The sequence below is a fragment of the Edaphobacter dinghuensis genome, from assembly GCF_014640335.1.
Taxonomy (GTDB): domain Bacteria; phylum Acidobacteriota; class Terriglobia; order Terriglobales; family Acidobacteriaceae; genus Edaphobacter; species Edaphobacter dinghuensis.
This window is the reverse complement of sequence record NZ_BMGT01000002.1, coordinates 321,024-340,028: the sequence shown is the minus strand read 5'-3', so window position 1 is coordinate 340,028 and position 19,005 is coordinate 321,024. Positions and strand designations below refer to the sequence as shown.

At 56.5% G+C, this 19,005-nt stretch carries 15 protein-coding genes; 9 read left to right on the top strand and 6 right to left on the bottom strand.

Going from position 1 to position 19,005, the window contains the following annotated elements; genetic code table 11:
• Positions 1-7: 7 nt before the first annotated feature.
• The 3 genes from IEW09_RS07015 to IEW09_RS07005 are packed head-to-tail and all read right to left on the bottom strand — an operon-like array spanning position 8 to position 3,851.
• Positions 8-1,561, bottom strand: coding sequence for an NAD(P)/FAD-dependent oxidoreductase (locus IEW09_RS07015; protein WP_188553482.1), 1,554 nt, complete (start codon positions 1,559-1,561; stop codon positions 8-10).
• Positions 1,558-2,517, bottom strand: a complete 960-nt coding sequence (locus IEW09_RS07010; protein WP_188553481.1) for an archaeosine biosynthesis radical SAM protein RaSEA — start codon at positions 2,515-2,517, stop codon at positions 1,558-1,560. The genes IEW09_RS07015 and IEW09_RS07010 overlap by 4 nt, the downstream gene beginning before the upstream one ends.
• 8 nt (positions 2,518-2,525) lie before the next feature.
• A complete protein-coding gene (locus IEW09_RS07005) occupies positions 2,526-3,851 on the bottom strand; it encodes an asparagine synthase-related protein (RefSeq protein ID WP_188553480.1) in 1,326 nt (441 codons plus the stop codon).
• Positions 3,852-4,015: 164 nt separating this feature from the next.
• Between IEW09_RS07005 and IEW09_RS07000 the strand changes: the two genes are divergently transcribed.
• The 4 genes from IEW09_RS07000 to IEW09_RS06985 all read left to right on the top strand — a co-directional run bounded on the left by IEW09_RS07000 (position 4,016) and on the right by IEW09_RS06985 (position 10,566).
• Entirely contained in the window at positions 4,016-7,495 is a 3,480-nt protein-coding gene (locus tag IEW09_RS07000) for a CRTAC1 family protein (RefSeq protein ID WP_229739159.1), read from the top strand.
• Positions 7,496-7,585: 90 nt separating this feature from the next.
• Complete coding sequence (locus IEW09_RS06995) at positions 7,586-7,975, top strand: hypothetical protein (protein ID WP_188553479.1); 390 nt, start codon at positions 7,586-7,588, stop codon at positions 7,973-7,975.
• Positions 7,976-8,070: 95 nt separating this feature from the next.
• Positions 8,071-9,981, top strand: coding sequence for an ABC transporter ATP-binding protein (locus tag IEW09_RS06990; RefSeq protein WP_229739158.1), 1,911 nt, complete (start codon positions 8,071-8,073; stop codon positions 9,979-9,981).
• 9 nt (positions 9,982-9,990) lie between these two features.
• A complete protein-coding gene (locus IEW09_RS06985; RefSeq protein ID WP_188553477.1) occupies positions 9,991-10,566 on the top strand; it encodes a hypothetical protein in 576 nt (191 codons plus the stop codon).
• Positions 10,567-10,715: 149 nt separating this feature from the next.
• Here the strand turns inward: IEW09_RS06985 and IEW09_RS06980 are convergent, their stop codons facing one another.
• Positions 10,716-12,797 carry a S9 family peptidase gene (locus IEW09_RS06980; RefSeq protein ID WP_188553476.1) on the bottom strand — a complete coding sequence of 694 codons (2,082 nt, stop codon included), beginning with the start codon at positions 12,795-12,797 and terminating at the stop codon, positions 10,716-10,718.
• A 135-nt stretch (positions 12,798-12,932) separates the two neighbouring features.
• Between IEW09_RS06980 and IEW09_RS06975 the strand changes: the two genes are divergently transcribed.
• The 3 genes from IEW09_RS06975 to IEW09_RS06965 all read left to right on the top strand — a co-directional run bounded on the left by IEW09_RS06975 (position 12,933) and on the right by IEW09_RS06965 (position 15,224).
• Positions 12,933-13,637 carry a DUF4142 domain-containing protein gene (locus tag IEW09_RS06975; RefSeq protein WP_188553475.1) on the top strand — a complete coding sequence of 235 codons (705 nt, stop codon included), beginning with the start codon at positions 12,933-12,935 and terminating at the stop codon, positions 13,635-13,637.
• Between the two features lie 87 nt (positions 13,638-13,724).
• Complete coding sequence (locus IEW09_RS06970; RefSeq protein WP_188553474.1) at positions 13,725-14,513, top strand: TPM domain-containing protein; 789 nt, start codon at positions 13,725-13,727, stop codon at positions 14,511-14,513.
• A gap of 129 nt (positions 14,514-14,642) precedes the next feature.
• Complete coding sequence (locus tag IEW09_RS06965) at positions 14,643-15,224, top strand: LemA family protein (RefSeq protein ID WP_188553473.1); 582 nt, start codon at positions 14,643-14,645, stop codon at positions 15,222-15,224.
• A 61-nt stretch (positions 15,225-15,285) separates the two neighbouring features.
• Here the strand turns inward: IEW09_RS06965 and IEW09_RS06960 are convergent, their stop codons facing one another.
• Positions 15,286-15,633 (bottom strand): STAS domain-containing protein, encoded by a 348-nt coding sequence (locus IEW09_RS06960; protein ID WP_188553472.1) that lies wholly within the window; start codon positions 15,631-15,633, stop codon positions 15,286-15,288.
• A gap of 14 nt (positions 15,634-15,647) precedes the next feature.
• Complete coding sequence (locus IEW09_RS06955) at positions 15,648-16,202, bottom strand: ATP-binding protein (RefSeq protein WP_229739157.1); 555 nt, start codon at positions 16,200-16,202, stop codon at positions 15,648-15,650.
• 410 nt (positions 16,203-16,612) lie between these two features.
• Here IEW09_RS06955 and IEW09_RS06950 point away from each other — a divergent pair, with 410 nt between their 5' ends.
• Both IEW09_RS06950 and IEW09_RS06945 read left to right on the top strand, forming a co-directional pair.
• A complete protein-coding gene (locus IEW09_RS06950; protein ID WP_188553471.1) occupies positions 16,613-17,887 on the top strand; it encodes a magnesium transporter MgtE N-terminal domain-containing protein in 1,275 nt (424 codons plus the stop codon).
• 39 nt (positions 17,888-17,926) lie between these two features.
• The gene (locus IEW09_RS06945) at positions 17,927-18,982 is read left to right on the top strand and encodes a CgeB family protein (RefSeq protein WP_188553470.1); all 1,056 of its coding nucleotides are present in this window, start codon (positions 17,927-17,929) and stop codon (positions 18,980-18,982) included.
• Positions 18,983-19,005: the final 23 nt, after the last annotated feature.

Below are 19,005 nucleotides of genomic sequence, written 5' to 3'. Positions count from 1 at the left end.
ACGATTGCTATGACTGGTAGAAACCACAGCTCTGCAGCAAATGGATAACATCTTCGCGTGTCGCATCTACCTTATGTGCTGACCTGATGAGATCGTCTGCATCGACAGGGTACCAGTTACGACGCTGACGATTGCAAAGACCGGCGACATCAATCGGATCTATCGTTTGTAAAACATCTTCAATGAAGCGATCAGATTCCTGCTGTGTGTTTAAATGATGTGCGCGCTCCAATAAGCCGCGACATGCAGGGCCGAAACTCGGATGGTCGTGAAGTAAAAACGATTGCGCCAACTGTGGCTTCTTTAGCCTGAACGCTGTTTCGGAGTAGCTGGCTGCGGCAAAGTAAAGCAACGATAGCGCAGTAAAGGCCGGAAAGTTATCCATGTTGGCGTAGAGACTTGAGATCAACCTGGCCGTTGCGAGAAGCTCTCCCCTGGTCTGGCTGGCGTAACCTTGAAGACTGCTTTGGAAGCGCGGCGTATCCCAATCGTTTTCAAGGATGCCCGCTAATCTCCGGACGCCTAAGAGTGTAAGCGGAAACCCTGTCGAAAGCAGTGGATCGATGAATCCTGCTGCTGATGGAAGTAGCGCCCATCTTTCCCCATGAATAGCTTCGCTCAAGAAAGAGAGCTGCTTGATATGCGTGAAAGGGCGTACTGCTTTCGCATGAAGAAACTGCTCACGAAGTGCAGGTATCGATTGAATCAGCTCTTTCCAAGCGGTTTCTCCGTCTGCGAGCCGTAGACGCGAGAAGGTCTTGTCAGTGGCAGCGACTCCCGCACTGGTTATTCCATTCTTAAATTGGAGAACCCATATCCATCCACCGTCGAAGACATGATGAACGGCTGCATCGTCGATTGGATAGGGAGGCGTGCCTGAGGTCGAATGTTTATCGTCAAGACGCCCTACGTTTGTAAAGTGATTGAACAGCGCCTGCGTAGCAGGATAGTTCGGCAAAGAGCTCTCTGGCAGATGCAATGCGCGATGGAGCAATCCGCGAGGGCCGGTAGCATCTACTACGAATCTCGCACGAAAAGTAACACTTTGTTCTCCCCTCGTGCCGCCTAGCGTTACCAGATCGCCGTCGTCGAGAAAAGTATCCAGCTTAGTCTCATCACAATATTCGACGCCGGCATGCTGTGCTTCCTTGACGAACATATCGTCGAAGTCCGCGCGAAACCAATGTGTATCTGCAATGGAATCGTGCGGGCTGGCGGCTACGAGGAGCTGTCTTTGATTGTCTGGATCGGGAGTGTGAGGATGTCCGAGCTGATGATGGTAGAAAGTAAAGCCGCGCTTTTTTCCGCAGCCAATCTCCGGATATTGTTCCTGCCATGTGCCCCACTTAGTGAGCGGCCTGATCCGCTGAAGATCATAGCGCGTCGCAATATCTTCGAGGAGCAGGTTTGAAAGTGGGGTCGAGGATTCTCCAATGGCAAAACGAGGATGCTTGCCTCTCTCTAATAACACGACAGAGTGTCCTAATCTGCGTGCGATCATGGCAATCAGAGAGCCCGCAAAGCCAGATCCTACTACTGCAATGTCATAGGTGCGACTCAACTGTTCCCCTTGCACTGTGGGCACTCGATTCTGTCTGTCACAGATTGTTGAAGATTCATCTTCCTTAGCCGCTCCATGCGTAATGGATAGCATGAGCACTTGCTCGGAGCAGAATGTAGGTCCCAGAGATCAACAAAGACGCGCCCGCGCCCAAGTCTCAAACCATAGCTTGCTGCTGCCTCCACGACGTTCAGCTTCGGCGGAGAAAACTCACCTAATTGGATTAGCGTTTCCATCGCGCCATTTCCGGGTCTTGTTGGAATCAGCGTAACTGCAGTTGCTCCACAATCAAAAGCAAAGTCCAGGGAGCGCTCTGCCCAATAGAGCGCCTCGTGCGCTCTCATAAAAGGTGGTTGGACAAGAATAAATACGCGAAGATCAATCCCATTCGATTGCAGATACTGCGATGCGTCAGAGAATTGATTCAGCGTGATGCGCTTATTCAGTAGGGTCAATATCTTCGGATGAGACGTTTCAAGTCCCATGGCAACTTCCAGCTTGTTGGAGAGCAGATCGCGAAACTGGAGACATGTTTGATTAATAAGTGATGGATGGCTTTCAACAATTGTTCTATCGAACGAATTCGCTTGAGCCGCAATTGCAGGATAGTCTTCGATAGGAATTGCACCGCGATCAAAGAAGCTGCCGCTGTTGTAGAGCTTGATCTGACGCGCAGGCGGCAGTCGCGCCAGCGCATAGTCAATTTGTTGTGGGATGGCACCCACCGGAACCTTTTCCGTTAGCGTGTTACGCCAGAGGTCACACATCACGCATCGCCAGGGGCATTCGCGGTTGGTTAAAAATACAGTAGCCACCGGCACTACTTCTTTTGCCGCGGAGTACTCCTCTTCAACTAAGAATGCATAAGGCTGACGGTAATCCAGATCTTCGCGTGCCGGACGTCGAGCGAGAATCCATTGATCTCGCTCGACGTCGCTAGTTGGGTAAGAGGACATCGGCGGCTTCACAGATAGATCGACAGAAATTGCTTTCGATACTCGGCTTCACGAAAGGGCAGCTTTCGGCGCAAAGCATCTTCAGGCAGTGCTCCATGCTGGAAGCGTCGTTTCGGAAAGGCAGGCATCTGCAAACCGGTTAGCGCTGCTACTCCCTTAGATACAATCTCGCCCTTCAGTTCATAGAGTTTTTCAACGCTATAGTCTGTCAACTTAATAAAAGGAATTGCCTCGGCCACAGCGACGACATTTGGCCTGGTAAAAGGGCTGAAGCCGTTGAACCCATAGTGATGAGACGGCGCATAGGTGCGAGTGTACGAGCGGCTCAACCCTCCACTATAAGTCAACGAGTGTTTAATCTTTCCTACTCCCCAACCTTCCTGGTAGAGCATCTGATTATTGATGACACTCCGAATTGTTAGCTCGGGATTCTCTTCGATGGGGTAGTCTTTCAAGTTCTCGTCGCCACCATCGCCATCCACCAGATAACGCCACTCGGGATAGCGCTCCCGAATACCTCTGCATAGCGCGAGCGCCATCGTTGCCGATTCGATATCAAGCGGCTTGTAATCTTCAACGATGCGGATCGTCTCCTGTGCATCGAGTGTAGAAGCATCGACCTCGATCGGTTCGAGAAAGAGGCTCAGCCCTACAGCATCGAGAAAAGCGCGTGCCTGCTGCACATCAGGACCATTACCCAGGTCCAGCACAAATGCCTTGAGCCGGCTCAAATTCATGCCGAGCTTTTTCATAACGTGGTAGGTCGTGATGAACACGCTACCGCTATCGATTCCACCGGAAAAGCAGACCCCGATGGGCTCATCGGTAGGAACACGGCTAAGCCACTGCGAGATCTCTTCCGCCAGAGACGCGATGTATCGCTGCCCAATCTGGTCGAGATCGGGTGGCAGCGGATCTAGTTCTACTTGTGGAGAGAAGAATCGCGTATAAACAGGATCGGGATCGGGACAGCCTACCAGTTGTATCTCGACGACATAATGAGCCGGCACCATCCTGGTATAGCTGGGATGAAACTGCTCATGAAGCCCTTCGCTTTTGAGCCAGTTGTAAATGGCATCGATGCGGGCAGCAACGATCAAAACAGGCCCTTCCTGTCGCTTTGCAAGAAAATATCGCATCGGCCGATCGAGAGATCTGGCCATCTTGACCGTCTTTCCCGATCTTGCGAGCAAAGCGAACGAACCGGCAATCTCTCGCATTGCATCGGCTGGACTCTCCAGTAGCAACTGCCTCGCTTCTTCGGTTGTCAGATTGTAGATCTGGTTGGCTTCCGGCTCTGTCAGATCGACAACTCTTTCGATGTATTGATGCACAGTTCTTCCTCGTCAGGGCGTTTGTTTGAGACCAGTTTACGCCCTTCTGAAGGGGGCGCAACGGCTGGCAAAAGATACTCCGCGCCGCTCTCCGTCTGATCTTTAGCCTTCGTCGTTGATTCCTATATCAGCCTGGGCCTTGTGTTCTACAATGTGCGGTGACCATGTTCAATAAAACTCTTCCTTCCGGGCGCAACTTCCTGCGCATTCTTTGTGGGCGTACGTGTATCGCGGGCCTTGTGCTGTTTGGCCTGTCTACTGTTACGGTGCGACCCGGATGGGCCGAAGATCAGCCGAACAAGTTGGTCGCGGCTGCCCAGCTAAACAACGTCGGTGTCGCTTTGATGGGGCAGCAGTTCACCGAGAAAGCGCTTCAAAAATTTGATGAGGCGCACCAAAGCGATCCGGCTTCTGTGATTCCAATGCTGAACCAGGGCATTGCGTTGCTCTACCTGCGAAAGCTGCCCGAAGCGGAAGCGGCATTGAAGCAGGCGACTGTTGTCGATCCTAAAAATGTTCGCGTTTGGTATTGCCTCGGATTGACTCACCTGGCCGAGAGCAAGTCCGAGCTTGCAGTCGATGACTTCAAGCAAGCGATCAAACTTGACCCCACGGAAGCAGACAGCCACTACTACTTAGGCTCCCTCTATCGCAGCCTCAAAGACTACGATCAGGCGATCCAGGAGTTTGAAGAGGCTCTCCGTCTGAATCCGCTGCACGCCTCGGCGCAGTTTGGATTGGCCAGTGCTTTACAGCGTTCCGGCAAGATTGCCGAAGCCCGCGAGCATCTGAAGCGCTTCCAGGTCATTACGCAAACCAAGGTCGGCACGCCGCTCGCTGTTACCTATAGTGAGCAGGGCGATTATGCGACAGTGCAGAACATGCGCGTTGCTGAGCAACCAGTCGGGCCAATGATCCCAGTCAGCTTCGTCCAGTCTGCTGGAACCGGTGATTCATCTTCCGCGCCATCCTCGGGCAAGCAGGAGGGTGGCGGCGCTTGCATCCTGAATATCGAAGGCACAAACCAAAAAGATATCGTCGTCATGGGTGACGGCGACTCCGCCATTCATGTTTATAAGAGCCTTCAAAACGGCACACTCGAAGAGATTCCAGCGCAGACGACAGGCCTGATCGCCAGCGGCCACGCAATCGCCTGTGCCGTTGGGGATTACGACAGCGACGGAAAGCCCGATCTCGCGGTAGCGTTGAGCGATCGAGTCATCCTCTTTCATAACCTGGGGAATGGGAAGTTTGCAGATACGACAAAGGCGGTTGGCATTCAGCAACTGAATCGCCCTGCCGGATTGACGTTTGTCGATTTCGATCACGATGGCGATGTGGACCTTTTAATTACAGGCTCTCCTCTCAGTGCAACGTCAGGGCCGAACGTCCTTTGGCGCAATAACGGAAACTCGACGTTTACCGAGTGGACTGGACCTGCTGGGCTTGCTGGCGAAGGGCACACCACGGGCGTTACCATCTCCGATCTGAACAATGATCGTGCGATTGATCTGATTGTCACCGGCGATAGCAGCTCGCCAACGATCTTTGAGAATAAGCGCGAAGGCCCCTTCAAGTCCGCACCTCTTTACAAAGAAACCGGCATTGCTCCTACGCGCGGTGTCTCAGTCTTCGATTTCAACAAAGACGGTTGGATGGACGTTGCCCTTACGCATGCGGGCGCTCCCGGCGTCAGCCTTTGGCGCAACGTGGAAGGCAAGAGCTTCGAGCGCGTGCCATTGCCACTTGCGGACGTAAAAGGCGCATGGGGGCTCACTCCGATTGATATCGACAACGATGGCTGGATCGATCTGGCGGCAATCGTGGAAACATCCAATGGCCCCGAACTCCGTATCTGGCGCAACCGTGGCGCGCAGGGCTTTGAAGATGTAAGCCACGCGGTAGGCGCTGATCACCTCAAGCTGCACAACCCTCGTTCTGTCATTGCAGCGGATATCGACGGAGATGGCGCAGCGGATCTCATCGTCACGCAACTCGGCGCACCTCCGGTTGTGCTGCACAACATGGGCGGAAACCGCAATCACTCCTTGCGTCTGACGCTGGCAGGTCTCGCCGACAACAAAACTGCAATCGGAACCAAGGTAGAAATCTTCTCGAACGGCAGATCGCAAAAATTTGAGATCCCCGGCAGCTCAGGCTATCTAAGCCAGGGTGCGACTGAGATCATCGCGGGCCTCGGACAAGCGACTCAGGCTGATGTCGTTCGCCTGTTGTGGCCCACAGGCGTTCCGCAGGACGAACTGGACGTCACCGCCAGCAAGCCTGTGACGCTCACAGAGCTCGACCGCCGCGGAAGCTCATGCCCCGTGCTCTTCGCATGGGACGGCAGCAAATATCAGTTCGTCTCCGACGTCATCGGCGCTGGAGTCATCGGCCACTGGATCTCGCCTACCGCGACCAATCAGGCCGATGCTGACGAGTGGATCAAGGTAGATGGCAGCCAGCTCAAAAAGCGCGATGGCCTCTTCAGCCTCCGGTTCGGAGAGCCGATGGAAGAGATCAACTTCATCGATCAGCTACGCCTCGTCGCAATCGACCATCCCGAAGGCACGGAGGTCTATCCCGACGAGCGCTTCCTCGATGAGCGTCCCTTCGCCTCAGGCAAAACTGTCGTAGCCTCCCCGTCAACACGCCTGCCTGTTGCAGCGTGGGACGACCAAGGCCACGACGTCCTTCCGCTCCTCGCCAAACGCGATCACAACTATGTTCGCGGCTTCACCAACCTGAGCTACGCTGGCTATGCGAACATGCACACGCTCACTCTCGACGTAGGCGCGTGGACGCCGCAAAACCCGCTTCGTCTCTTCATGAGCGGCTACATCGAATACTTCAGCGCCAGCTCGATGTACGCCGCGTGGCAAGCAGGGCTCAAACCCATCTCGCCATTCGTAGAAGCGCAGATGCCGGACGGAAGCTGGAAGCGCATCATCGACGATATGGGCTTCCCCGCAGGGCTTCCCAGAACCATCGTGGTTGATCTCACTGGAAAGCTTCCCGTCGGCACACGCCGCATTCGCATCACAACTAACCTTCAGATCTACTGGGACCAGATACAGATCGACAATGGCCCGGACGAAGCGAGAAGCGCGAGACAGATCGAGCTGCCTTTGTCGACAGCTCATCTGGAGTTCCGCGGCTATCCGCAGCAGGTCGAGGGCAAGACTCCCGGCGACCTCACCTATCGCTACGACCACATCAGCGCGACTGGCCCATTCCAGTGGCAGCGCGGAAGCTACACGAAGTACGGCAACGTCACTCCGCTGCTCAACAAGGTCGACAATCAGTACGTCATCTTCGGCAGTGGCGAAGAGATCGACGCCGAGTTCAGCGCTGCGCCGCTGCCTCCGCTGCCCGCGCATTGGAAGCGTGACTACTTCTTCTACGCAAACGGCTTCGTCAAGGACATGGACTTCTACGAGGCATTGCCATTTACCGTGGCGCAGATGCCGTTCCATCAGATGACGACCTATCCCTATCCGGCCAGTGAGCATTACCCGGAGAGTCCCAGCTCGCTGAAATATCTTCTGAACTGGAACGATCGCTTCGAATCGGGCAAGCGCACCCAGCTCTACCAGTTCAATTACGTGCCCACGATCTCGCAGCCGATCGTTGCCCAACCCTAAAGGAAGGGGCGGTATTCGCTCTTGCGGCCGCCTCTTCTGAACCACTCAGGTATTCTGGTTTTTCAAGCACGTAAGGAGCATGAGACCCACATGGCAAAGTTGACGATCGTATTCGGCATCCTGCTGATTATTATTGGAGTTACCGGATTTGTCTCTACCGGCAGCGCGCATCCCACGGCACTTATTCCTGCAGGCGCCGGCATCCTGTTCATTATCTTCGGAGCGCTCGCCAGCAGTGATGATGCAAAGAAGCGCATGCTCTGGATGCACGTCTCGGTCACCATAGCCCTGCTCCTGTTCCTCAGCCTTATCAAAGCCGATATCGATGTCATCCGTCTCAGCCGCGGCGTCTCTTTTCCTTATCCCGCTGCCGTGATCGAAAAGTCGGCGACCTCGCTCCTCAGCCTGCTCTACGTGCTGTTCTGCGTACGGTCATTTATTAACGCGCGACGCCAAAGAAGCCTGAATCCCGGGGCATAAGCTTTCCATCTAACAGGCGTAAACTCTAGCTGGTACTGGCTGAGTTCTGCGTATCCTCTATGCCTTCTTACGGTCCATCCAAATACGGCGGCGGAATGAAGGCCGTTGACCGCCCATCCCGTGGAACAGGCCGCGCCGTAGCGGCAGATCTTAGCGCGGCGCGGCCCAAGCCGACGCTGAAAAAGGTACTGCCCGAGGTCTGGCAGCTGATCAAGCCGCGCCGCGTACTGCTCGGCGGCAGCTTCCTGCTCATGGTCATCAACCGCTCCAGCGGCCTGATCCTGCCCGCCTCGACGAAGTACCTCATCGACAACGTGATGGGCAAGCACCCCATCAAATCGCCTGTCATCGCGCGCTTCGTCGAAGCTCATCACCTGAACCTGCTGCCGCTGATCGTCAGCATCGTTGTCCTCGCCACCATCATTCAGGGCATTACCTCTTACTCGCTCACGCAGCTTCTGTCGAAAGAAGGCCAGCGCCTTATCGCCGAGCTGCGCATGAAGGTGCAGGCGCACATCGGTCGGCTCCCGGTTGCCTTCTACGATGAAAACCGGACGGGAACCCTCGTCGCCCGCATCATGACCGACGTTGAAGGTGTACGCAACCTTATCGGTACCGGCGTAGTCGATTTCGTCGGCGGCGTGCTCACCGCGATCTTCGCGTTCTGCTTCCTCATCTTCCTCAGCGTTCAGATGACGCTGGTCACCTTCGTCATCCTGCTGGTCTTCGGCCTCATCCTGCAACGCGCCTTCAAAACCATCCGTCCCATCTTCCGCGAGCGCGCCAAGATCAACTCCGAGGTTACCGGACGCCTGACGGAATCCCTGGGCGGCGTGCGCGTGGTCAAGGGCTATCACGCTGAAGACAGCGAGGCCAACGTCTTTGCCGCCGGAGCGAACCGGCTGCTGCAGAACGTCATCTCCTCGCTCACCGCGCAGTCGCTCATGTCGCTTGCCTCGACCGCTGTGCTCGGCGTCGTCGGCGCACTGGTGATGTACCTTGGCGCTCATCAGGTGGTTGCTGGACACCTGACGACCGGCGGATACGTGACCTATGTCATGTTTCTCGCGTTCATGATCGCGCCGATCGTCCAACTGGTCTCAATCGGGACGCAGCTTACGGAGGCTGTCGCCGGGCTCGACCGCACCAACGAGATCCTCGGAGAGAAACAGGAAGACTCCGAGCCGGTGCGGACACACAGCCTGCCTGTTATCACAGGTGACATCGCTTTTCGTAATGTCACCTTCGCCTACGAAGAGGGCAAGCCGGTGCTGCATGGCATCAGCTTCGAGTCGAAGCCGGGAACAGTCACCGCGCTGGTCGGCTCGTCAGGCTCGGGCAAGTCGACGATCATCTCGCTGATCTGCGGCTTTCATAATGCGACGACGGGTGAGATCCTGGTCGATGGCCTCGACCTCTCTACCGTGCGCCTCAGCAGTTATCGAGAGCAGCTTGGCGTTGTGTTGCAGGAGACATTTCTCTTCGACGGCAGCATCCGCGAGAATATCCTCTTCAGCCGTCCCAACGCCACCGAAGAGCAGTTGATGGAAGCCTGCCGCATCGCCCGGGTCGATGAGTTTGCCGAGCGCTTTCCAGAGCAGTACGACACTATCGTCGGCGAGCGCGGCGTGAAGCTGTCAGGCGGCCAGCGGCAACGTCTCTCCATTGCCCGCGCCATCCTTGCCGATCCTCGCATCCTCATCCTCGATGAGGCGACCAGCTCGCTCGACTCGGAGTCAGAGGCCATGATTCAGAACGGCCTCAACTTCCTGATGCAGGGAAGGACGACCTTTGTGATTGCTCACCGACTTTCAACGATTCGCCGCGCCGACCAGATTCTCGTAGTCGAGCAGGGCTTGATCGTCGAGCGCGGCACCCATGAGGAGCTTTACCAGATGGGCGGCCGCTACTACGACCTCTACACTCGCCAGCATGGCCTTGAGACCAATTTGTTTCTTGCGCCGGGCGAGGGTGACGTTGTGCCGGAGGAAGTCGTCAAAAGATAGAATGGCCTCATGATCGTCGATATACAGGACGCAGGGGCAGTTGCTGAGGTCGAAGAGCTTATGGCTCGTTTTGGGCTATCTGCGGAAGCAGTTATTGAGAGGGTGATTTTAGAGGCTGGCTGCTGGATGCCTATGGAGACATTGGCAGATACTTATTGGCAAAACAAAAGGAAAGCTGATTCGGTGGATAACGATATCCCGTCTTGGCACAGGTTAGTCAAGAAGCTTCCTATTTTCACTAAAAATTGGGATTTGAAAATCATTAATGACCCTCCACATTTTGAACTGACTCACATATCCGGATTTACAGTGTCGTTGAGCGTTTATGATCGTTGGGCAGCACTATGGGAGAAGGCGCCTGGTTTGATTTTTTACTTATCCAAGTTGCGTTGCGGGCCAACTACATATGCTCCTCCAGGATTTTCAAAAACTCCCAGTCAACGCCAATCGCTGATAACTCAGGCTCGGAAGATAGTCGTGGAAATTGATCCCTTGAGCATCATGATCGGTCGGGAGAAGGATATTGTCTGTGAGTACATCGCAGCCAATCCAACAAATTGCCCGGATATTGTGCCTGAAGCCTAAGAATCTGTCTAAAAACTGAAGGTCAATCCTGATATTTACTGATTGGAAACAAGCAACAGCGAAATACAGGGGTCTCTCCACTCCGCCACGCGATAAAACTGCGCGGCTCCGGTCGAGATGACGTGCTTTATCGAGTTTTTAGACAGTTTCTAAGTGATGCCCAATTGCGTCAGTAGAAAGGCGTAGTCGAAGGCTATCTCTTTGAGGTAGTCGTAACGGCCGGAGGCTCCGCCGTGGCCTGCGTCCATGTTGATGTGCAGGAGCAGGGGGGTGTCGTTGGTTTTGAGGGTGCGGAGGCGAGCTACGTATTTGGCGGGCTCCCAGTACATGACCTGCGAGTCGTTGAGGCTGGTTTTGACCAGCATGGCGGGGTAGGCTGCGGCCTTGAGGTTGTCGTAGGGCGAATAGGAGCTCATGTAGGCGAAGGCCTCGGGCTCGTTGGGGTTGCCCCACTCTTCGTACTCGGCGACGGTGAGGGGAAGACTGGCGTCGAGCATGGTGTTCATCACGTCGACGAAGGGAACGTGCGAGAGCACGACGTGGAAGAGGTCGGGGCGCTGGTTGACGACGGCTCCCATGAGCAGGCCGCCGGCGCTGCCGCCCTCGATGGCGACGCGGTCTTTGGCGCCGTAGCCCTGGGCGACGAGCTGCTCGGTGACGGCGATGAAGTCGGTGAAGGTGTTTTGCTTGACCATCATCTTTCCGGCATCATGCCATGGGTCGCCCATCTCGCCGCCGCCGCGGATATGGGCGTAGGCCATGACGACTCCGCGGTCGAGCAGCGAGAGGCGTGAGGGACTGAAGCCGATGGGCAGGGGATAGCCGTAGGAGCCGTAGCCGTAGATGTAGAGCGGGCTGGTGCCGTCGCGGTTGAAGGCGTCGCGGCGGTAGACGAGGGAGACTGGAACCTTGACGCCGTCCTTTGCTTCGATCCAGAGGCGCTCGGAGGCGTAGCGGGTGGAGTCGAAGCCGCCGGGGACTTCCTGCTGCTTGAGCAGGGTAGATTTGCCGGAGGCGACGTCGTAGTCGTAGACGGACGCGGGAGAGACCAGCGATTGGTAGCTGTAGCGGAAGGCGTCGGTGACGAACTCGCGGTTGATGTGTGACTGTGCGGTATAGGCGGGTTCGGGGAAGCTGATCTTTTCGGCGTTGCCGAGGTTGCTGTCCGGAGTGAAGCGGATGACTTCGATGGCGGTGAGGCCAAGTTCTCTTCTTGAACTTACGCAGAATGAGTCGAATACGTCGAAATCTTCAAGCGGAGCATTCTTGTCTTCGGGGATCAGTTCGGTCCATGATTCGCGGTCGCCATCATCGACGGGGGTGGTGACGACGCGGAAGTTTTTGCCGGTGTCGTTGGTGCGGATGTAGAAGAGGCCGTTGCGGTGGTCGACGTAGTACTCCTGCTCGTCGACGCGGGGGGCGATGACGAGGAAGACGCCGCCGGGGGTGTCGGCGGAGAGGTAGCTGCACTCGTTGGTGGTGTGGCTGCCGGATTCCATGAGCAGGTACTTGCCGTCGCGGGTCTTGCCGACGCCGAGGTTGAAGCGCTCGTCCTTCTCTTCGTAGATGAGGGCGTCGTCTTCGGTTGGGTCGCCGAGGCGGTGGCGATAGAGCTTGTCCTGACGCTTGGTGACCTCGTCCTCGGTGGTGTAGAAGAGCGTGTGCGAGTCGGCGGCCCAGACGAGGGAGCCGACGCGCTCGGCGGTGTCGGGTAGGTCGGTGCCGGTTTTGAGGTCGCGGATGTGCAGGGTGTACTGGCGGAAGCCGGTGTTGTCGGTGGAGTAGGCGAGCTTCATGCCGTCGGGGCTGACGCTCATTCCGCCCAGTGACATGAAGGGCTGGCCTTCGGCAAGCTTGTTGACGTCGAGCAGGATCTCTTCGGGCTGGGTCGCGTCGAAGGTTGTGGACGTGGCGAGCTTGCGGCAGTGGATGGGGTACTGGCTGCCTTCAACGGTGCGCGTGTAGTAGAACCAGCCGCGATGGCGATAAGGGACGGACTCGTCGGTCTCCTTAATGTGCGAGAGCATCTCGGCGTATAACCGCGCCTGCAATTCCGTAGTAGGCGCCATGACGGAGAGCGTATATTGGTTCTCCGCTTGGAGGTGAGCAAGAACCTCTGGTGAGTCTTTGTCGCGCATCCAGCGGTAATTGTCTTCGAGCGTATGGCCGTGCAGCGTTGTAGGCGTAGGTTCCTGGCGGGCAGTTGGCGGCGTGATGATGCTTTCGGTCATTCAATGAACTCCAGCCGACAGGATACCGCGTTAGACCATTTGAGAGAGGCAACCCTAACCCCAACCAGTACACCAAACCAGAAAGAAAAGGCGGCACGAGAACGACTAACAGATGTCCGCCGGAGGGCTAAAGCAATGAACTTTAAACCAGTGCGTATCATCCTGCTGTGTATGGCGACGACGCTGTTTCCGGTGACACTCTTTGGCCAACGAGAGCCGGGAACCCTGCCGGAGGAGATTGCGACGCAGTCGGCTCCATCGAGCGAGCCAGCGCCGGGACCCGGACAGCAGCAGACGCCGAGGCCGTCGATGCAGGACTCGATTGGCAGCAGTGGACAGACTGCGCAGGCGACCAAGGACAAGATGTTCGTTCGCAAGGCGGTTGAGGGGGGGCTGGCACAGGTGCAGTTTGGTCAGTTGGCCGAGCAGAAGGGAAGCAGCGATGACGTAAAATCGCTTGGCCGGCAGATGGTCGAGGACCACACGACGTTGAACAAGAGTCTGGAGAGCGTGGCCGATTCGATGGGGATCATGCTGCCGAAGCACATCAATAAAGACGATCAGGTGGAGCTGGACAAGCTCAACGGCTTATCGGGTGATGCCTTCGATACGGAATATCTGACGATGATGGTGAAGGGCCATCATCACGATCTGAGGGAGTTTCGTGTGGAAGCGGAAGGAACCCAGGACCCGGCGCTGCGAGAGGCTGTGGTGAAGGGGGCGAAGACGATTCATGAACATCTGGTGATGGTGGACCAGATGGCGAAGAGCAAAGGGATCGAGGTTCCGCATCGGCATCATGAGAGCGGGGCGGAACAACCTCCGCCGCCCACGCAGTGATGAAGATGAGCAAAAGAAAAGGGCGCCGGGAGCGCCCTTTTCTTTTGCTCTGTGATGCTAACGGGCAAGGCGTAGAATAGAGCTTCGATGAAGCGCATTTCGCGATGGCTGGCAATCGTTGTTCTGGTTCTTTCGCCAGTCGGTTTTCTGGCGGCGGAGACCGTAGCGTCGTTACCTGCGCCTACTGGCTATGTCAACGATTTTGCCGGTGTGCTGTCTCCGGGGACGGTGCAGAGCGTGGATGCGCTGTGCACGCAGGTCGATCGCCAGGCACATGCCCAGATCGCAGTGGTCACGATCAAGACGATTGATGGCGATCAGTCGATCGAAGAGTTCGCTACAGCCCTTGAGGACAAGTGGAAGGTAGGCGCGAAGGGAACTGACCGCGGCGTTCTGATGCTGCTGGTCATGCAGCCGCGGCGTGGGCGCATTGAGGTTGGCTATGGGCTGGAGGGCATCCTCAACGACGCCAAGGTGGGTGATATAGGCCGGGCGATGGCTCCGTACTCTCGGCAGGGAGATTACAACCGCGCGGTCGCGTTGGGTGTGGGGCAACTTGCACAGATTATTGCGACCGATGCGGGCGTTACCCTGATGCAGCCGATGCAGCGACAGCAGTACCGTCAGCAGCCGCAGCCTGTGCCCGTGCATCTGAGTCTGTGGCAGGTGGTGATCGGTGGGCTCGGTGTTCTGTTTGTGCTGTTCATCCTGATCAGGACAGGGAACGTTGGGCTGATCTTTTTTCTGCTGGGAAGCCTGATGGGTGGCGGTGGAGGTAGAGGTGGCGGAGACGACGACCGGGGCGGTGGTGGAGGAGGCTTCGGCGGCTTTGGCGGTGGAAGCTCCGGCGGCGGAGGTGCGAGTGGAGATTTTTGAGGGTGCCCGATGTAGGGATTAGTTCAACGTCAATGGAGTGAGAAGGGCAGAGACATCCGGCAGTGATACAGTACAGCCGGAGATACCTGCCGAGAGGATCGAAACCAGACGAAGGAGATTGAGGGACGAATGAAATCTTTATGGGTTGGACTTGGAATTCTGGGAGTTATTGTTCTCATACTGCTGTTTGGATTTGGCAGCTATGTGAGCACGAAAAATACTTTAGTGCAGAAGAATGAGGCCATCAACCAGGCCTATTCGCAGGTGAATGTGGTGCAGCAGCGCCGCCTTGACCTGATTCCGAACCTGGTTGCTTCGGTGAAGGGTTATGTCAGCGAAGAATCGACCGTGCTGACTAACATCGCCAATGCTCGCGCGGCCATTACGAGCGCTCCGGACCGTGCGAGCAGCATTGCAGCCAACTCGAAGCTCGACGTTGCGCTGGGGCCGTTCTTCAGGCTGCAGGAGCAGTATCCCAACCTGAAGGGCAACGAGCAGTTCACACGGCTCACGGATGAACTGGCAGGAACGGAGAACAGGATCGCCGTCGAACGCAGCCGGTATAACCGTGCGCTCGAAGAGTACAACGTCTATGTTCGCCAGTTTCCCAACAGCATCTGGGCAAACTTTGCAGGCTTTCACTACAGGGATGAATACTTCAAGGGGAACCCGGAGAACAGCACCGCTCCGAAGGTCGATTTCTCGAAGTAGAGTGTTTGGGCAATAGAAAAGGCCGTCGCTTTGGCGACGGCCTTTTTGTGTAGAACGATACTTATTTGGTGAAGGAAGAGATTGCGGAGGCCTCATCATCCTTGACGTCGAAGACGGTGTAGAGCTTGGTGATCTGAAGGAGGTCGTGCACCTTCTTGGTGAGATTGAGCAGCTTCAACTCGCCGCCTGCGTTCTTCACCGTGGTAAAGGCGCTGACCAGCTCGCCGATTCCCGAGCTATCGATGTAGTTGACCTCGGCAAGGTTGAGCAGGATCTTATTCGAGCCTTTGGCGAGCACATCGCGAACTGCGTCGCGAATGGTAATGCTGCCTTCGCCGAGTGTAATCCGGCCGCTGAGATCCAAAATGGTGACGCCGTCGACCTGGCGAGTCTGTACTTTCATGCTCATGAGTAATCGTCTCCTTAGTTCCCCGGCTGAGCGGGTCTGCGATGTTTAATCAGTGTCAGTTCCGTGCCGGGATGTAGCTGGCGAAAGTGTACCTCATCCATGAATGCCTTGATAAGGAAGATGCCGCGACCGGATCCGCGAAGAATATTTTCCGGTGCCAGCGGGTCGGGAATGCTGTCCGGATCGAGCCCGGGGCCCTGATCGGCGACGCGAATGATGAGTGCGTCGGAGGTCGTTTCGAAGGAAGCGGTGATGTGCTTATTGGGATCGTAGGCGTTGCCGTGGAGGACGGCGTTGACTGCTGCCTCGCGAACCGCCATCGCTACGTGCGTTGCGGTGTCCTCATCGAAGCCGGCGCGTTGCGCGGTTTGTTCGGCTGTCAACTCGACCTTATTCACGCTGTCGAGGGAAGAGTCGAGAGTGAAGCTGACGCGGCTTGTGGTGGAATCGGCCAATGCTATCCCTGTGAACCCCTCGTCTCGGTCATCGGCTACAGATGAGAGCGATGATGGCAGTGTGCTTGTGGTTGGGCCGAATGTCAAGGATGCCGGGTTCTTGGGCTTTTCCAAATTCTTCCTCCCCTCGATACGGGACACGCGGTTTCGACGGCGATGCTTCCGGTCTTTTCGCGGCCCGGCTCGTTCAGGTGAGCTACTATGCGGATAAGAGGAGTATACGGACAGGGTGGGCTATCCCCCTCGCTTTTCGCACAATTTTATTGGATGCAGATTTTCGTCTGGGGGCTTTGAGTGGGTTGAAGACCGCATTGGCTTGATTGGGAAGATTGAGCGACGACAAAATGCAGGGGGGCTCCACTACGCTTGCACCCCGTCTTCGCTTCGGTCGAGATGACGTATGTTTGTGGAGGCGACCTTTGATTGGGATGATGTTGTTTCTGACAGCATCCAAGTAGGAAACCCGGAAGCCTGCTTGCGGTTGAACGATGTAAAGTCTGGTATTACAACAGTTACGATTGCTTATGACGAAGCTGAACAAACGAACGAGCGTCTCGGCGCTGATGGGCGCGAGTGTGGTGGACGACCAGGGAGCCTTGTACGGCCGCGTGCGCGAGTTCGTCGTCGCCCCGGAGATTGCGACCTCGCAGGTTCACGGACTTGTGCTGAAGCGACCCGATGCCAGACGGGGAGATCAGCCTTCGCTGGTGCTCATCACCGATCTGAAGCTGACACCTCGCAATGAAATGCAACTTCGCGAAGGAGTTTTGCCCGCTGCGCTGCGAGAGGACGAGAGCCAGTTGATGCTGGAGCGCGATCTGCTTGATCAGCAGATCATCGATGTTCATGGGCGCAAGGTCGTCCGCGTCAATGACGTCGATCTGCTCTGGGAGTCGAGCCACGAGAATGGCTCGGAGCTATCGCTGCGCATCGTTGAGGTTGAGGTTGGCCTGCGTGGCGCGATTCGCCGCCTCTTGAAGGGGCTGCCCTCTGCTGCTGCGGAACGTATCGCAGCGCGCTTCAATCCCAGCCTGATCCCGTGGGATTTTGTCGACCTGATCGACCGCGATCCTGCGCGCAGGGTCAAGCTCAAGATCGAGCAGAACCGTCTCTCGCAGATGCACCCCTCCGATATCGCGGACATTCTCGAAGAACTTGCGCCTGCTGAGCGCCAGGCGTTGTTTATTAGCCTGAATGAAGAGATCGCCGCTGAGGCTCTGGAAGAGGTAAAGCCGAAGATGCAGCAGGCGCTGATCGAGTCGCTCGATTCGGGCCAGATTGCCGACATCGTCGAGGAGATGGACCCTGGAGCTGCCGCCGATCTGCTCTCTGAGCTGCCGGAAGAGAAGTCTGAAGAGATTCTCGGCGAGATGGAGCCGGAGGAGAGGCAGGAGGTCGAGGAGCTTCTGGAGTTTTCAGGAGACTCGGCTGCCGGGCGCATGACGACCGACTATATTGCCTTGCCCGCGACAGCGCGGCTGGCGGACGCGATTGCTGCGTTGCGCGAGTTCGAAGGCGACATCGAGATTGTTACCGACATCTATCTTCTGGATGAAGAGGGAAGGATTGCCAGTCTGATCTCCGTGGTCCAATTGCTGCTGGCAGCGCCGGATGCGCTGTTAACCGAGTTGCCGCAGGGCCATGTGGTCGCCTGCGATATCGACGCAAATGGCCGCAAGGTGGCCGAGCTATTTGATAAGTACAATCTGCGCTCGCTGCCTGTGCTGGATAGTGAAAAACGGCTGGTGGGGGTTGTTCACGCCGAGCAGGTGATCGCGCTGTTGCGTGCGAACCACTAAAATTAAACAAAGCCAACGATCAGGAAGACTCCGTTTTCGATGAAGATTCTCTATGCCGCCGGCCTGAGCCCAAACGATACCTCGCTCTATCGCCTCTGGGCGCTGAATCGGCTGGGTCACGAAGTCATTCCGATTAATACCTATGACTACCAGTACGCCAATGATTTTGCGCGCAAGGTGTTTTTTCGCCTTGCCACCGGGCCGATGGTGACTAAGCTGAACCGCGATCTGCTGAAGATCGCTGCCGCAGAAAAGCCCGACCTGCTATGGACGGACAAGCTGCTCTCGATGCGCCCCAAAACGCTCGACCGCATCCGTGCGATGGGCATTGCATCGGTCAGCTATATGATCGACAACCCCTTTGGGCCGCGGCAGGACCCCGGCTGGCGGCTCTACATGAAGGACATTCCGCACTATGACCTGCATGTGGTGCAGCGGGATAAAAACATCCTCGACTACCGCGAGCGCGGTGCGCGTGACGTCATCAAGATTCAGACTGCATATGAGCCTACGGTTCAGTATCCGCCGCCTGACGACTGGTCGGATGCGAACCGCAACCGCGAGGTCTCGTTTGTCGGAACGCCGTACGACAACCGTGCCGAGACGCTCGACCGGTTATCGAAGCTGAACGAGTTTCAGGTGGTGATCTCGGGCAACGATCGGCAATGGAGGCGGGCGCTGGGCGAGGAACCGTTCCATCGCCTCTACCGCGAGGGCGAGCTCTACCGGCAGCAGTACCGCGAGGCCATCTGGCGCTCGAAGATCAATCTCAGCTTTATTACGCACTCGAACCTGGACGAGTTCGTGCACAAGAGCTTCGAGATCGCAGGGTGCGGCGGCTTTCTGCTGGCCGAGAGGTCGGAGGGGCACCTGCAACGCTTCCGTGAAGACGAGGAGGCGGTCTTTTTCTCGTCGTACGATGAGCTGCTGGAGAAGATTCGCCGCTATCTGCCGGACGAAGCTGCTCGGCAGCGGATCGCCGCAGCGGGGCAGAGACGTGCGTTGCGCGATGGCTACCATAACGATCGCCAGATGGAGCTGATTGTCGAGCGCGCACAGGGCGTTGTTAATCGTTTGCGTACTAATCGAGCCTGATGGTCGGATTTATCCGGCCTTTG